Genomic DNA, 15604 nt, shown 5'->3' with positions numbered 1-15604 from the left:
ACGGTGACCTTCGTCAACCGATGTCGCAGGCGGCCAGAGAGCGTTCGTACCCCCGGAAGAACATCTCGGAGCGCTGCTCCGGGGTGCCGTGCGACCCCTCGGCGAACCACGGCTGGCCGGGATCGTCGCCGACGGCCAGCAGGCCCTCGGTGAACTCGTCGAGGTCACCCTCGTCGAGAGTCAGCGTGCCGGCGCGTACCGAGTCGCCGAGGTACGCCCCGGCCATGCAGTCGGCCTGCAACTCCTGCTGGATGGTGAAGGTGTAGCGGATACCGAGGCGGGTCTGGACGCCGTGCGCGTACTCGTGCCCGAGCAGGTAGAACACGAACGCGTCGCCGATCTGCCGGAACGCCCGGAACGACCAGTTGACGTCGTAGGCGATGTAGTCGCTGACGGTGCAGTAGACCGCGTTGTTGCGGGGCACCTCCTGCCCGCCGCAGGAGATCTCGCCGTCCCGCTCGTACGGGATGATGCGCCGGATCGGCTGGAACGAGCGGCCGGAGGCGCGGAAGTACTCGGCCCAGTACCGTTCCGCCAGGCGCGTGGCGTCGGCCATGTCCCGCTCGAACTCCTCGACGGTGTCGGTGCCGTCGGCGCGCGTCACCTCGGTGCTCGGCGTCGCCGGCGCCGGTGGCTCGGCGGGCCCGGTCGGCGCGCCCACCGGCTCCACCATGCACGCGGTGGCCGCCACCAGCGCCACCGCCAGACCGGCGAGCCTCCCCCGGCTACGCTGCCCCGCACCTACCCGCACCCTGTGCCTCCCGCCTCGACGCCGGACCAGTACCCCGACGGTAGGACCGTCACGCCCGTCACCGTCTGGTACGCCGTACCGGCCGGTCCGGTTCACCGGCACACCGTGCAGATGCTTCGGTGCCGGGCGCGGCGAGACCCTCGGGACCGGCCGGCGTGGCCGCGTGGCGGCAGGGGCCGGCCGGCGTGGCCTCAGGGCCGGCGGCGTGGCCTCAGGGGCTCGCGGCGAGGAAGACGAAGGCGGCCAGGAGCACCAGGTGTACCCCGCCCTGGAGCAGGGTGGCCCGTCCCGGCACCACGGTCAGCACGCCGGTGACCACGGTCAGCGCGAGCAGCGTCACCTGGGTCCCGCCCAGGCCGAGCAGCAGCGGCCCCTCCAGCCAGATCGAGGCGATCGCGATCGCCGGGATGGTCAGCCCGATGCTGGCCATCGCCGAGCCGAGCGCGAGGTTCAGGCTGATCTGTACGCGGTCCCGGCGGGCCGCGCGGGCGGCGGCGAGCGTCTCCGGCAGCAGCACCAGCAACGCGATGATGACGCCGACGAACGCCGGGGGCAGGTTCACCGCGGCCACGCCGGCCTCGATCGCCGGGGAGACCGACTTGGCGTCACCGACCACGGCCACCAGGGCGACCAGCAGCAGTCCGAGACTCGCCATGGCCTGCCGGCTCGACGGCGGGTCGGCGTGCGCCTCCTCCGGCAGCACCTCCCCCTCGCTGCCGACGGGCAGGAAGTAGTCCCGGTGCCGACCGGTCTGCACCATCACGAACAGCGCGTAGAGCGCGAGCGACACGACCGCCGCGAAGGTGAGCTGGGCGGGGCTGAACTGCGGCCCGGGACGACCGATGGTGAACGTCGGCACCACCAGGCACAGCGTGGCGAGGGTGGCCACGGTGGCCAGCGCACCACCGGTCCCCTCCGGGTTGAACACGGCCAGCCGACGACGCAACGCGCCGATGAGCAGCGACAGACCGAGGATGCCGTTGCAGGTGATCATCACGGCGGCGAAGACGGTGTCCCGGGCCAGCGACTCGGTCTTCTCCCCGCCACTGATCATCAGCGTCACGATCAGCGCCACCTCGATGACGGTGACCGCCACCGCCAGCACCAGCGACCCGTACGGCTCACCGACCTTGTGCGCGACCACCTCGGCGTGGTGCACGGCCGCCAGCACCGCGCCGGCCAGGAAGAGCGCCACCACGATGACCATCACGCCGGTGAGCTTGCGGTCCCAGGTCAGCCCCAGCACCAGCAGCGCGGCGACGGGCACCGAGACGGTCCAGGTGGTCATGGCGCGACGCAACGCGAGCATGATCTGGATCCTGCCAGCAATAATGATCATGAGCGGCGAAGCGGCGAAGACTCCCCCGACCGCGCCCGCTGCGATGTAAGGAGGGGACCCTTCCTATACCGGAGGCGTTAGCAGGGGGCCCTTCCTTTCACACAGGCCGCCGCGCCTGCACGCAGCCCTCACTCGACCCGCGCGTCGACGGGTCCGACCCGCAGCACCCCGTCGGTCAGCGGCGTGCAGCGCACACCGCCCTTGCCGCGCAGTCCGCGCCACGCGCCGGGCCCGATCGTCACGTCCATCCAGGCGCACGGGTGCGCCGGCCGGTTGACCCGCAGCCGCACCGGCCCCTGCCCCGAGTCCAGCACCAGCACCGAGCCGACCAGGCCGTCCACGTCGACATCACGGATCAGCACGTTGCGCCGGACCTGCGCCAGCCCCGCGCCGGGCGGCAACGACTCGACCGCGATGACCGTCACGCTCGCCCCACGGTGCGCCGGCTTGCCGAAGTACCGGTCGCCCACGATGCCCAGTTCCGCGCGGATCCGGATCTCGTCGACCAACTCGCCGTCGGGCGCGGGCGCCGGCCCGTCCGAGGGCCGCCCCACGTAGCGGTGCGTGGGCGAGGCCAGCAGCTCGACGATCTCCGGCATGGCACGACTGTACGGGCGAGCGACGTGACCGCTCCGGCCGCTCGTACTTTGGGCCGATCCGACGGGTCCGCCCCGTTCCTACGATGGAGTCGTGTCGGGTCTGTTGCGTTCGGTGTGGGAGGAGCCCGCCCCGCCCGACGCGCCGAGGCGCGTGTGGCGGGACTGGCTGCTGCTCGCGGTCCTCGTGCCGGTGGCGCTCGTCGAGGGGCTCGTCCGGCCCGAGCTGGCCTGGCGACCGCTGTCGGTGGCCGTGGCGGTGGCGCTGACGGCCACGGTGCTGTGGCGCCGGACCCGACCGCTACCGATGGTCGCGCTCGCCTTCGGCACCTGCGCGGTGATTCCCCTGCTGACCGACCGGCAGGCCCTTCAGCAGGACGTCCTGGTCTTCGTCCTGCTGCTGGTGTACGCGCTGTTCCGATGGGGTTCCGGGCGGGCGGCCGTGATCGGCGGCGTGATCGTTCTCGGCAAGCTGGGTCTGTGGGTTGCCGCCGGTCAGGCCGGTCCCGCGGACACGGTCGCCGCCTTCGTCGTGCTGTTCGCGGCCGCCACGCTGGGCAGCAGCGTGCGGTACCGGGCGCGGGCCCGGCAGCGCGAGCTGGACCAGGTCACGCTGCTCGAACGGGAACGACTCGCCCGCGACCTGCACGACACCGTCGCGCACCACGTGTCGGCGATGGCGATCCGGGCCCAGGCCGGGCTCGCCGTGGCGGCCACCCGTCCGCAGGCGGCGATCGAGGCGTTGCACCTCATCGAGGCCGAGGCGTCGCGGGCACTGGCCGAGATGCGCGGCCTCGTCCGGGTGCTGCGGACCGACGAACCGGCCGCGCTGTCGCCCGCGCCACGCATCGCCGACCTGGCCCGGTTCGCAGCGGAGGCACCGGACGGCCCGGCTGTGGAGGTGCAGATAGTCGGAGACGCCGACGGCATCACCCCGTCCGTGGACCGCACGGTCTACCGGCTCGTCCAGGAGTCGGTCACCAACGCCCGCCGGCACGCACGGCACGCGACCCGCATCCGGGTACGCGTCGAGGTGGACGACGCCTCGGTACGACTGCGTGTCAGCGACGACGGCGAGAGCCCCACCGGACCACTGTCCGGATCCGGGTACGGGCTCGCCGGGATGGTCGAACGCGCGGCGCTGCTCGGTGGCAGTTGTGCCGCCGGACCCGGTCCCGAGCAGGGGTGGATCGTCGACGCGGTCCTGCCTCGGGCCGGGGTACCCGCGTGACCCGGCCGGCGGCCGGAGGACCGGACCCGTCCGCCGCCGACGGCCACCGGCGGATCAGGGTGGTCGTCGCCGACGATCAGGAGATCATCCGGAGTGGACTCACGATGATCCTCGACGCCCAGCCGGGCATCGAGGTCGTCGGCACGGCCGCCGACGGTCACCACGCCGTCGAGATGGCCCGGCGGATGCGTCCCGACGTGTGCCTGTTCGACATCCGGATGCCCGGTGTGGACGGCATCGAGGCGACCCGCCGGCTCGCCGGGCCCCGAGTCGCAGATCCACTCGCCGTCGTCGTCATCACCACCTTCGACCTCGACGAGTACGTCTACGCCGCGCTGCGCGCCGGAGCCCGGGGCTTCCTGCTCAAGGACGCCGGCACGGCGCTGCTGGCCCAGGCGGTGCGCGCCGCGGCCGACGGTGACGCGCTCATCGCGCCCAGCGTCACCACCCGCCTGTTGCGCGCCTTCGCCGACGCCGGACCGGCCGCGCCACCCCGACAACCGGTGGACCGGCTCACCGAACGGGAGGAGCAGATCCTCACGGCGGTGGCCCGGGGACGGACCAACAGCGAGATCGCGGGCGAGTTCCACGTCAGTCTCAGCACGGTGAAGACGCACGTGGCGAGCCTGATGGCCAAGCTCGGCGCCCGGAACCGGGTCGAGATCGCCATCTGGGCGTACGAGACGCACCGGGTACGCGGCCGGTAGCGCTGCTCCTCCCGCCGACACACGACCGCCGTAAGGACGAGCCGGGGCTCCCTCCGAGGACCGACGGGGCCCGAGCCCATGCACCGATGAGTGCACACCGTCGCGCGCCGAGCATCGGGTCATGTCCACGAACCGCTTCCTCCGCAGACACGAGTGGGCGATACCCACCGGCCTGATCCTGCTCGCCCTCGTCCCGGTGGTCGCCGGGGTCGTCCGGACCGTCGAGCTGTCGAGCCATCCGACCGTGACGCCGGCCAACGCCCGCTTCGTCGCCGACCCCGCGCCGGTGCTGGTGCACATCGTCACGGCGAGCCTGTACTGCCTGCTGGGCGCCTTCCAGTTCATGCCCGGCTTCCGACGTCGGAGACCGGGATGGCACCGCGTCGCGGGTCGGCTGCTGGTGCCGGCCGGTCTCCTCGCCGCGCTCTCCGGCATGTGGATGGCCGCGTTCTATCCCCTCCTGCCCATCGACGGTGCGTTCCTCATCGGCCTGCGGCTCCTGTTCGGCGGGGCGATGGCCGGGTGCGTCGTCCTCGGTCTCCGCGCGATCCTGCGGCGCGACGTCAGCCGGCACCGGGCGTGGATGATCCGTGGGTACGCCATCGGTCAGGGGGCCGGCACCCAGTTCCTGACCCACCTGCCGTGGCTCGTGGCCGCCGAACCACCGGGCGAGCTGACCCGGGCGTTGCTGCACGCCGCCGGCTGGTTGATCAACCTGGCGGTGGCCGAACGGATCATCCGCGCCGGAGCGGCGGGACCGCTGTTACCCGCGCCGACCGTCTCGCGCCAGGGCCGGACGCGAACGGGCGAGACGCGCCGGGGCCGAGCGGAGACGGGCCGAACGTGAGCGGACCGGCCCGCCGGACGGGCGAGACGCGGACGGGCGAGACACGGACAGGCCAAACGCGGACAGGCCAAACGCCGACGGGCCGGACCTGGACGGGCCGGGCGCGAACGGTGGCGGGCGGAGACCGCTGCTGAGGTCGAGCCGCCGGGTCAGGCCATGGACTTCACGCCGTCGATCGCCTCCCGGATGATGTCGGCGTGCCCGGCGTGCTGCGACGTCTCGGCGATGACGTGCAGCAGCACCCGTCGGGCCGACCAGCGGGCACCCGGCTCGAACCAGGGCGCCTCGGGCAGCGGCTGGCTCGCATCCAGGTCGGGCAGGCTCCGGATCAGCTCGTCGGTGCGGGCCGCGACCTCGTCGTACGTGCTGAGCACCCCGGCCAGGGTCTCGCCCGGCAGCAGCCGGAACGACTGCGCGTGGCGCTCCTGGGCGGCGGGGTCGTCGTGGTCCGGTGTCTCGGCCGGACCGTCGACGATGAAGTCGGCCCAACCTCGTTCGACCTCCGCGACGTGCTTGATCAGACCGCCGACGCAGAGCGCGCTGACCGTGCTGCACGTCGTCGCCTGTTCGTCGGTCAACTCCCGCGCGGCGCTGCGCAGGAAGAAGCGTTGCTGACGCAGCGCCTGCAGCAGATCCGCGCGCTCGGGTGACAGGCTGCTCTCGGTCATGGCTGGTCCCTTCGTCGGCGTCCACCCGACGCTATCGGTGACCACCGACAACTCCCGGGACGTCGCACGGGCGGGACCACGACCCGGCTACCGGCTGCCGGTCAACACCTCGCGCATCCGGTTGATCTCGACGCCCTGTTCGACGACGACGCCGCTGGCGAACTCGTTGATGATGATGTCGGTGCCGAGTGTGAGGACCTCGTTCGCCATCGCGATGGCGCCCTGGTGATGGTCGGTCATCATCGCCACGAACATCCGGTCGAAGTCGGCGCCCCGGGCCGCGGTCAGGCGGTTCAGCGCATCCGCCGTCTGCATGCCGGCCATCTCGTGCCGGTGCCCGTCGCCCGAGTTGCGGTCCAGGCCACGGTCGGTCAACCAGCTCTCCAGGGTCTTGATCTCCGGGTCCTGAGCGGCCAGGATCCGGTCCGCGATGATCTTCAAGTTCGGGTTCTCGGCCCGGTCACCGACCAGTTTGGCCATCACCAGGGCCTGCTCGTGGTGCGGGATCATCATCGTGACGAAGCGGGTGTCGGCGTTGTTGTGCGGCGGCCGGGCCATCGGTGACATCTCGTTCGCCGCCAGGGTCTTCGCCGGTTCACCGGGTCCGCCCGGCATCAGCACCGGAGCGGTGGCGTCCGGGATGCCGGGCAGGTCGAGCGGCGCGGGCTCGTTCGTCTGCGCCGTCGGCGCGGGCCCACTGTCCGGCCACGACACCGCCACCGCGATCCCGACGGCCAGCACCGCGAGTACGGCCAACTCGATCAGCACAAGCTTCCGGGACTGTCGCAGCAGCCCACGAATCCGCACACCTAGCACAACTCGACTCCCGCCATTCACCGTTGGCCGGGATGGTAGCGCGGGCCTGAGCTGCGACGGGAGGCCCACGATCGACAGAACGATCGTTTAGCCCCACCTGCGCCAGTTTGCGTCGAGACATCGGCGGTCGTGTTGCTAAACCGTGACCACATGGCCGACGATCGAGCACCACCACAGGGTTAACCTCCGCTAACCCTGCTCATCCTTGACGAAGGGTGTTCCTACATGTTCAAACCGACCCCACGAGGGAACCGGAGGCTGGCGATCAGCCTGGCCGCCACAGGTGCCCTTCTCGTCGCGGGTGTCGCGGTGGCGCCGTCGAGCAGCGCCGCCGAGACCGCCGCGAACACCATCCCGGCCGTCGACGAGATCGTCAGCAGCCCCAACCTCACCCAGATCGCCAACGTCCCGAAGTTCGGCGGGTTCGCCAGCGAGGCCGCGTACAACTCGGACCTGGCGTTCCAGGACAACCACGTCATCGCCGGCAACTACAACGGGTTCAGCATCTTCGACGTCAGCAACCCGGCTTCACCGCAGGTGGTCAGCCAGGTCGTCTGCGTCGGAGCGCAGGGTGACCCGTCGGTCTACGGGAACCTGCTGTTCCTCGCGGTCGACTCGCCCCGCAGCGACGACTCGTGCAGCAGCAGCGCCGGTTCGGTGGCCCAGGAGAGCTCCTGGGAAGGCGTCCGGATCTTCGACATCAGCGACAAGGCGAACCCGCGCTACATCAAGTCGGTCCGCACCGACTGCGGTTCGCACACCCTGACGCTGGTGCCGAGCAAGGACGACACGAGCGTCTACGTGTACGTCCAGTCGTACAGCCCGTCGAACAACGCGTTCTACTGCAAGCCGCCGCACGACAAGATCTCCATCATCGACGTACCGCTGGCGAACCCCACCAGCGCCTCCGTGGTCGCCACCCCGGTCCTCTTCCCGGACGGCGGCAACACCAACACCAGCGGCTGCCACGACATCACCGCCTACCCGGACCTGGACCTGGCCGCCGGCGCCTGCATGGGTGACGGCGTCCTCATGGACATCTCCGACCCGGTGAACCCGGTGGTCCTGAGCCAGGTGCGCGACACCAACTTCGCGTTCTGGCACTCGGCCACGTTCAACAACGCCGGCACCAAGGTCGTCTTCACCGACGAACTCGGCGGCGGCAGCGGCGCCATCTGCACCCCGGCCTACCGGACCAACCAGGGTGCGAACGCGCTGTACGACATCGTCGGCTCCGGCGCCGACCGTCGACTGGTCTTCAAGAGCTACTTCAAGATCCCGAGGGAGAACAGCGCCCTCGAGAACTGCGTGGCGCACAACGGCTCGCTGATCCCGGCGATGGGCCGCGACATCATGGTCCAGGCGTGGTACCAGGGCGGCATCTCGGTCATCGACTTCACCGACTCGGCCAACCCGGTCGAGATCGCCTTCTGGGAGCGGGGCCCGCTGTCCGACACCCGCCGGATCCTCGGCGGATCCTGGTCGACGTATTACCACAACGGTTACATCTACTCCAACGACATCCAGAAGGGACTCGACGTCCTCAAGCTGGACGACCCGCTGACGAACAACGCCCGCGCGGTCGTGGCCTTCGACGAGCTGAACGTGCAGACCCAGCCCAGCTACCCGGAGTGCACCACCGTCCTGCGCGGTCGGCACAACGGCAGCATGACCATCTCCTCCGGCATCACCTGCATGGACGGGGTCACCCAGAACGGCGCCATCAAGGTCAACCCGGGTGCCGGTCTGATCGTGTTCAACTCGAACCTGAACGGCGCGATCCACGCGCACAACGCCTCGGTGGTCTCGATCGTGGAGAGCCGGGTCAACGGTTCGGTGAACGCCGTCGGCGCGACCATCCGTGACACCAAGGTCAACGGGTCGGTGCGGACGAGCTGATCCGCACACCCCGTAGACAGCACCACCTCCGGCCCGGCGGTCCCCGCCGGGCCGGAGCCCGTCCCACCCCGGAGACGTCGGGTGACCTGCCGGGACCTGGCTGTCGGAGCGGCCTGTTACGGTCTCGCCGCTATCGCGGTCAGGTCGGAGGTCTCAGAGTGTTCAGAACGCACGCGTCGTCGTTCGCCGGTCTTCCGGTGCTCCCGTTCACGCCGGGGATGGAGGTGCCGGCCGATCCGTCGGCGGTGGCCTGGCGGCTCGAGGTGGGGGATCTCGACGACGAGCCGGAGCCCGAGGAGTTCGTCGCGCTGGTCGAGACGATGCTCAAGGAGGTTCCGGCCGATTCGGTCCGCGCCGTCGTGATCGGCGAGTGGGGCATGGCGTACGAACGGCCGCTTCCGGTCGACCTCCTGGTGAACGCGGCGTCGCAGTGGACCGGGCTCCGGGCGATCTTCCTCGCCGACCTGGTCTCCGAGCAGTGCGAGCTCTCCTGGCTGACCCACGACGACATCACCGCACTGCTCACGGCCTACCCTCAGCTGGAGACGCTGTGGGTGCGCGGCGGCGAGGGCCTGCGGCTCGACGCCATCCGGCACGTCGGCCTGCGGGAGCTGCGGTTCGAGTCCGGTGGCCTGCCCGGCACGGTGGTGCGGGCGGTCGGTGAGTGCGACCTGCCGAATCTGGAGCTGCTGGAGATGTGGCTGGGTCGATCGGACTACGGCGGGGACGCGACCGTCGACGACCTCACCCCGCTGCTCGCCGGCGCCGGACTGCCGGCACTGCGACGGCTCGGCCTGCGCAACGCCGACATCGCCGACGTGGTCGCCGGGGCGGTCGCCACCGCACCGGTGGTGCCCCGGCTCTCGGTGCTCGACCTGTCGATGGGCAACCTCACCGACGACGGGCTCGCGGCGCTCCTCGCCGGGCAGTCGCTGACCCACCTGGCCGAGCTCGACCTGCACCACCACTATCTGTCCGAGCAGGCACAGCAACGTGCCGTGGCGGCCCTGCCCGGCGTGCGCGTGGACGTGTCCGAGGGGCGGACCCCGGACGTGTACAGCGGCCGGACCTACCGCTTCACCGCGGTCGGGGAGTGATCGGGCATGACGTTCTCTTCGCACCTCGCTGAGTTCGCCGACCGTCCGGTGGTCGAGTTTCCGCTGGAGGGGCCGCTGCCGACCGTGACCGGCCCGGTCTCGTGGCGCGTCACCCGTCCGGAGTTCGACGACGACCAGGAAGACGCGCTCTCCGAGGAGTTCGCCGCCACCTTCGAGCGGTTCGTCGCGCAGCTCGGCGAGACGGTGGAGTCGCTGGTCATCGGCGCCTGGGGGTACGCGGCCTTCAACCCCGCGCCGATCGCACAGATCTGCGCGGCAGCCGATCGACTGCCCGCCCTGCGGGCCCTGTTCCTCGGGGACATGACCTTCGAGGAGTGCGAGGTCTCCTGGATGAAGGTCGGTGACGTCAGTCCGCTGCTGACCGCGTACCCGGAGTTGGAGGTGCTCTGGGTACGCGGGGGCGAGGAGTTCGACTTCTCCCCCGTCCAGCACGCCAACCTGCGCGAGTTGGTGGTGCAGAGCGGCGGGCTGTCCCGCGAGTTCGTCGGCGCGGTGCTCGACTCCGACCTGCCCGAGCTGGCCGACCTCGAACTGTGGCTCGGCACCGACGACTACGGCGGCACCACCGAGATGGGGGACCTCGCCCCGCTTCTGGCCGGCGAGCTCTTTCCGGCGCTGCGCCGGCTGGGTCTGTGCAACGCGATGATCACCGACGACGTCGCGAAGGCCCTGGCGACCGCGCCCGTGGTGCGCCGCCTGGAGGTGCTGGACCTGTCCCACGGCACGCTGAGCGACGAGGGGGCGGAGGCGCTGCTCGCCGGTCAGCCCCTGACCCACCTGACGGTGCTGGACCTGCACCACCACTACCTCTCCGAGGAGGTCGCCGGTTCCGTGGTCGCCGCTCTGCCGGACGTCCGGGTAAACGTCTCCGACCCGCAGGAGGCGGAGGAGGACGACGGCGAGAGCTACCGCTACGTCGCGGTGTCGGAGTGACATGCGGTTGACCGTGGTCGGTAATCCCGGCAACCGTCGGGTGTCGATGTTCAGCGACGCGGTGCTGGCCGCCGGCCTGCCCCGCCCCGAGGTGCTGCCCTGGTGCGACGTGCTGACCGGGACGGCACCGCCACCGGCCGGCACGCTCGTGCGGGTGGACTCGCCCGGGGAGGACGCCCGGGTCGACCGGTTGCTGCGCCGGTCGGCCACCGTCGCCCGGCACGGCGAACTGGTCGGCCTCGCCGACGCGTACGCCGGTCTGGTGGACGGCATGGCCCGGGTGGCCGCCGGTGGCGCGACCCTGCTCAACCCGCCGGCGGACGTCGCGGTGCTCTGTGACAAGCGGCGCTGCCACGCGCGCCTGGCGGCGGCCGGTGTGCCGGTGCCGGACGCGCTGCCACAGGTCGGCGGCTACGCCGAGCTGCGGTCGGCGATGGCGCAGGCCGGTTGGGGTCGGGTGTTCGTCAAGCCGGCGCACGGCTCCTCGGCCGCCGGGGTCATCGCGTTGGCGGTCGGCACCGGTCGGGTGCAGGCGGTGACCACGATCGAGCACACACCCGAGGCGCTGTTCAACTCGTTGCGGCTGCGCCGCTACACCGACGAGGCGGAGGTCGCCGCCATCGTCGACCGGCTCGCGCCGGAGGGTCTGCACGTGGAGCGGTGGCTGCCCAAGACCGGGATCGGTGACCGGGTGGTCGACCTGCGGGTGCTGGTGATCGCCGGTCGACCACACCAGGTGGTGGTGCGGTCGGCGCGGGGGCCGCTGACCAACCTGCATCTCGGCAACGCACGCGGTGATCTCGACGAGGTGCGGCGGGCGGCCGGGGCCCGGCAGTGGTCGGCGGCGATGGAGACGTGCGAGCGGGTCGCCGCCTGCTTCCCCGACTCGCTGCACGTCGGCGTGGACCTGATGTTCCTGCTGGGATGGCGGCGGCACGCGGTGGCCGAGGTCAACGCCTTCGGTGACCTGCTGCCCGGGGTGCTGGTCGACGGACGGGACAGCTACGCCGCCCAGGTGCACGCCCTGACCGAGGGCGGATGGCGTCCCGGGCAGGCACGCACGGTCCCGCCGGAGGTGGTCGGGTGCGGAGCCTGATCGGGAGCCACGACCTGCTGCTGGTCACCCTCGACACGCTGCGCTACGACGTGGCGTCCGAGCTGGCGGCGGCGGGCCGGACACCGCACCTGACGCGGGCGCTGCCGGGCGGCAGGTGGGAACGCCGGCACTCCCCGGCGAGCTTCACCTACGCCGCGCACCACGCCTTCTTCGCCGGGTTCCTGCCCACGCCGGTGCCCCCGGGTCGACACGAACGGCTGTACGCGGCGGCCTTCCCGGGCAGCGAGACCTCCGGTGCCGACACGTGGGTGTTCGACGCCCCGGACCTGCCGACCGCGCTCGCCGACGTCGGCTACCACACACTCTGCCTGGGCGGCGTCGGCTTCTTCAACCTGCGGAGCCCGCTCGGGGCGGTCCTGCCGGGGTTGTTCCGCGAGGCGCACTGGGAGCCGGAGTTCGGCGTCACGTCGCCCACCTGCGTGGACGCCCAACTCGACCGGCTGGCGGCGGTGGTGGCCGACATGCCGCCGACCCGGCCGCTGTTCACCTTCCTCAACGTGGCCGCCCTGCACCAGCCGAACCGGCACCACCTGCCCGGCGCGCAGGACGACGACCTGTCCAGCCACGCCGCCGCCCTGGAGTACGTGGACGGCCGGATGGAGCGGCTGTTCTGCCTGGTCAGCGGCCGAGGGCGGCCGGTTTTCACGATCATCTGCTCCGACCACGGCACCGCGTACGGAGAGGACGGGCACACCGGCCACCGGTTCGGCCACGACGTGGTGTGGACCGTCCCGTACGCGCACTTCACCCTGCACCCTGGAGAATGGTGACCAGCACCGACGTGGGCCTGGACGGTTCGCCGTACCAGCAGTACCTCTACGCCTACCCGCACAAGACCTCGTACCGTGCGTTGCGCCCCCGTCCGTCGTTGACCGACGTGTGGCGGGAACAGGCACGCGACGCCCTCTTCCTCTATCTGCACGTGCCGTTCTGCGAGATGCGCTGCGGGTTCTGCAACCTGTTCACCCGGGCCAACGCGCCCGCCGAGCAGGTCACCGCCTACCTGCGGCAGCTTCGTCGGCAGGCCGAGCAGATCGCCGAGGCGCTCGGCGGCTCGACCGGGTACGCCCGTGCGGCCTTCGGCGGCGGGACCCCCACCTATCTGACCGCCGACGAGCTGACCGAGCTGTTCGGCATCGCCACCACGATCCTCGGGGCGCGGCTGCCCGGCGTACCGCTGTCGGTGGAGACCTCGCCGGCCACCGCGACGCCGGACCGGCTCGCGGTGCTGGCCGCGTTCGGCACCACCCGGGTCAGCATCGGGGTGCAGAGCTTCCTCGACGTCGAGGCCCGTGCCGCCGGTCGACCGCAGCGGCGCGAGGAGGTGGAGGCGGCGCTGGCGGCGATCCGCGACGCCCGCGTCCCGGTGCTCAACATCGACCTGATCTACGGCATCGACGGGCAGACGGCCGACACCTGGCGGGAGAGCCTCGACGCGGCGCTGGCCTGGCGTCCCGAGGAGTTGTACCTCTACCCGCTCTACGTCCGGCCGCTCACCGGGCTGGGCCGACGCACGCACGCCCGCGCGGACTGGGACGCGCAGCGCCTCGCGCTCTACCGGCAGGCCGTGGAGACGCTCGGCGCGGCCGGCTACCGGCAGGAGTCGATGCGCCAGTTCCGTCGGGCCGACGTGCCGGCTCCGGACGGCCCCGACTACTGCTGCCAGGACGACGGGATGGTCGGCCTGGGCTGCGGTGCCCGCTCGTACACCACCGCGTTGCACTACTCCTTCGACTACGCGGTCAGCGTCTCGCAGGTGCGTGCGGTGCTCGACGACTACCTGGCCCGACCGGCCGACGACTTCCGGTACGCCGAGTTCGGGTACCACCTCGACGGCACCGAGCAGCGCCGTCGGTGGCTGCTGAAGTCGCTGCTACGGGTAGACGGGGTCGACCCGGACGCCTACCTGGCCCGGTTCGGTCGCCCGCCGGGCGAGGACTTCCCGCAGCTCGACCGGCTGGTCGAGCGGGGCTGGGCCACCGACGGCGGGCTCCGGCTCACCCCCTCGGGCCTGGCCCGGTCGGACGCCGTCGGCCCCTGGTTGACCTCCGCCGAGGTGCAGCACGCGATGGCCGGGTACGTGCCGCGATGAACCTGGCGATCCTCTACCGTGGCCCGCTGGCGAGCTGCAACTACGACTGTCCGTACTGCCCCTTCGCCAAGCGTCGGGACCCGCCGGAGCTGCTCCGCGCCGACCGGGAGGCGTTGGCGCGGTTCACCGACTGGGTGACCGCGACCACCGACGTACGGCTGTCGGTGCTGTTCACGCCCTGGGGGGAGGGGCTGACCCGACGCTGGTACCGGGACGCGATGGTGTCGCTGTCCCATCTGCCGCACGTGGAGCGGGTGGTCATCCAGACCAACCTGGCGGCCCGGGTGGACTGGCTCGCCGACGCCGATCCGCGCGCCGCCGCGCTCTGGACCACGTACCACCCCGGGCAGGTCACCCGGGAGCGGTTCCTGCGGCGGTGTGCCCGCCTGGCCGAGCTGGGTGTCCGGTACTCGGTCGGGGTGGTCGGCCTACCCGAGCACCTGGCCGAGGCGCGGGCGCTGCGGGCCCTGCTGCCCGACGAGGTCTACCTCTGGGTCAACGCCGCCGAGGGGCGGCGCTACGACGCCGCCGAGGAGGCGACGTGGACGGAGGTGGACCCGCACTTCGGCTACAGCGTGCGCCCGCACGTGTCCCTGGACCGGCCCTGCCACGCCGGGGAGACCGCCGTCTCCGTGCTCGGCGACGGCACGGTACGCCGCTGCCACTTCATCGACACGCCGATCGGCAACCTGTACGACGGGTCGTGGCGGGCCGCGCTAACGCCCCGGCCGTGCAGCAACGCGATCTGCGACTGCCACATCGGCTACGTCCACCTCAAGCCGTTGGGGTTGCGGGACGTCTTCGCGGGCGGGGTGCTGGAACGCATTCCGGCAGGATGGCCGGGACGGCGGGTCGGGGCGCTCTGACCAGGAGCGGCCCGGGTCTGCGGTGGACCTGCGGTCAGGGCCGGGACGCCATGCGGCGGGCCAGTTCGGCCGCCCGGTACGCCGCGACCCGACGTGCCTGCCCCGCCACGAAACGCCGCAGCGGCAGTGGGGCGTCGGCGGTGACCGACTCCCGGATCCGCGTACCGCCGGCCTCGGGCGTCAGGTCGACCACCGCGCGCAGGCGGACCCACCCCGGGCTCCGCACGTCGCTGATGATCTGGCGTCCGGGACGGGTTGCCACCATCCGCACCCGGATGGGGTTGTCCCAGCGCAGCGGACCGACCATCCGGAACCGTTCGACGGCGACGTAGTCGGTGACCGGGCGGCCGTCGGCGTCCTGGCCGGTGCGCACGTCGGTGACCGCCACGATCAGCGGCGACAGGCCGACATAGCTGTGCGGGTCGGTCAGGTGGCGGTAGACCTCGTCCGGCGACGCCGCGACGACGCCGACCGTCTCGAACGCAATCGACGCTGTCCGATCACCGGGCACGCCTCATCCTGCCACCTCCTCACCGGCTGCCGTGGCGCAGGATCCGGTCGGGAAGCACGGACCGGTCGAGGTGCGGACGACTGGCATACTCGACCCGGCCAGGGTGGGGACCG

Annotated in this window: 15 protein-coding genes and 1 pseudogene; 10 read left to right on the top strand and 6 right to left on the bottom strand. The window is 71.7% G+C overall.

The genetic code is table 11. From position 1 onward, the window contains the following. Positions 1-13: 13 nt before the first annotated feature. The 3 genes from ABZ738_RS08985 to ABZ738_RS08975 all read right to left on the bottom strand — a co-directional run bounded on the left by ABZ738_RS08985 (position 14) and on the right by ABZ738_RS08975 (position 2689). The gene (locus tag ABZ738_RS08985; protein ID WP_357212061.1) at positions 14-751 is read right to left on the bottom strand and encodes a neutral zinc metallopeptidase; all 738 of its coding nucleotides are present in this window, start codon (positions 749-751) and stop codon (positions 14-16) included. A 211-nt stretch (positions 752-962) separates the two neighbouring features. After that, a complete protein-coding gene (locus ABZ738_RS08980; RefSeq protein WP_357212059.1) occupies positions 963-2060 on the bottom strand; it encodes an ionic transporter y4hA in 1098 nt (365 codons plus the stop codon). A 158-nt stretch (positions 2061-2218) separates the two neighbouring features. After that, positions 2219-2689: a molybdenum cofactor biosysynthesis protein gene (locus ABZ738_RS08975; protein ID WP_131052885.1), complete on the bottom strand. Its 471-nt coding sequence runs from the start codon at positions 2687-2689 to the stop codon at positions 2219-2221. 91 nt (positions 2690-2780) lie between these two features. Here ABZ738_RS08975 and ABZ738_RS08970 point away from each other — a divergent pair, with 91 nt between their 5' ends. From ABZ738_RS08970 to ABZ738_RS08960, 3 genes are all read left to right on the top strand, one after another. Further along, positions 2781-3917, top strand: coding sequence for a histidine kinase (locus ABZ738_RS08970; RefSeq protein WP_131052886.1), 1137 nt, complete (start codon positions 2781-2783; stop codon positions 3915-3917). Further along, positions 3914-4624, top strand: coding sequence for a response regulator transcription factor (locus ABZ738_RS08965; RefSeq protein ID WP_255446607.1), 711 nt, complete (start codon positions 3914-3916; stop codon positions 4622-4624). The genes ABZ738_RS08970 and ABZ738_RS08965 overlap by 4 nt, the downstream gene beginning before the upstream one ends. Positions 4625-4745: 121 nt before the next feature. Continuing rightward, the gene (locus ABZ738_RS08960) at positions 4746-5471 is read left to right on the top strand and encodes a DUF2306 domain-containing protein (RefSeq protein ID WP_131052887.1); all 726 of its coding nucleotides are present in this window, start codon (positions 4746-4748) and stop codon (positions 5469-5471) included. A 149-nt stretch (positions 5472-5620) separates the two neighbouring features. Here ABZ738_RS08960 and ABZ738_RS08955 read toward each other — a convergent pair whose 3' ends face one another. Next, entirely contained in the window at positions 5621-6139 is a 519-nt protein-coding gene (locus ABZ738_RS08955) for a DinB family protein (protein WP_131052888.1), read from the bottom strand. Positions 6140-6226: 87 nt separating this feature from the next. Then, positions 6227-6946 carry a DUF305 domain-containing protein gene (locus tag ABZ738_RS08950; RefSeq protein WP_176093997.1) on the bottom strand — a complete coding sequence of 240 codons (720 nt, stop codon included), beginning with the start codon at positions 6944-6946 and terminating at the stop codon, positions 6227-6229. A 234-nt stretch (positions 6947-7180) separates the two neighbouring features. Here ABZ738_RS08950 and ABZ738_RS08945 point away from each other — a divergent pair. The 7 genes and pseudogenes from ABZ738_RS08945 to ABZ738_RS08915 form a co-directional block, all read left to right on the top strand. Continuing rightward, positions 7181-8572: pseudogene (locus tag ABZ738_RS08945) on the top strand (hypothetical protein); the annotation flags it as partial. A 440-nt stretch (positions 8573-9012) separates the two neighbouring features. Next, positions 9013-9951 (top strand): STM4015 family protein, encoded by a 939-nt coding sequence (locus ABZ738_RS08940; RefSeq protein ID WP_131052891.1) that lies wholly within the window; start codon positions 9013-9015, stop codon positions 9949-9951. 6 nt (positions 9952-9957) lie between these two features. Continuing rightward, on the top strand, positions 9958-10905 hold the full coding sequence (locus tag ABZ738_RS08935) for an STM4015 family protein (protein ID WP_357212056.1): 948 nt from the start codon (positions 9958-9960) through the stop codon (positions 10903-10905). A 1-nt stretch (position 10906) separates the two neighbouring features. After that, a complete protein-coding gene (locus ABZ738_RS08930) occupies positions 10907-12001 on the top strand; it encodes an STM4014 family protein (protein WP_357212054.1) in 1095 nt (364 codons plus the stop codon). Further along, positions 11989-12792 (top strand): STM4013/SEN3800 family hydrolase, encoded by an 804-nt coding sequence (locus tag ABZ738_RS08925; protein ID WP_357212052.1) that lies wholly within the window; start codon positions 11989-11991, stop codon positions 12790-12792. The genes ABZ738_RS08930 and ABZ738_RS08925 overlap by 13 nt, the downstream gene beginning before the upstream one ends. Next, positions 12789-14114: an STM4012 family radical SAM protein gene (locus tag ABZ738_RS08920; RefSeq protein ID WP_357212050.1), complete on the top strand. Its 1326-nt coding sequence runs from the start codon at positions 12789-12791 to the stop codon at positions 14112-14114. The genes ABZ738_RS08925 and ABZ738_RS08920 overlap by 4 nt, the downstream gene beginning before the upstream one ends. Continuing rightward, entirely contained in the window at positions 14111-14980 is an 870-nt protein-coding gene (locus ABZ738_RS08915; protein WP_131052896.1) for an STM4011 family radical SAM protein, read from the top strand. Before ABZ738_RS08920 ends, ABZ738_RS08915 begins: the two co-directional genes overlap by 4 nt. Positions 14981-15014: 34 nt before the next feature. Here ABZ738_RS08915 and ABZ738_RS08910 read toward each other — a convergent pair whose 3' ends face one another. Next, positions 15015-15491, bottom strand: coding sequence for an SRPBCC family protein (locus tag ABZ738_RS08910; protein WP_131052897.1), 477 nt, complete (start codon positions 15489-15491; stop codon positions 15015-15017). Between the last annotated feature and the right edge of the window lie 113 nt (positions 15492-15604).

It is taken from the genome of Micromonospora sp. NPDC047793, from assembly GCF_040642635.1.
Taxonomy (GTDB): Bacteria; Actinomycetota; Actinomycetes; order Mycobacteriales; family Micromonosporaceae; genus Micromonospora.
The sequence above is the reverse complement of the archived record's forward strand: the minus strand, read 5'-3'. Positions and strand labels throughout refer to the sequence as shown.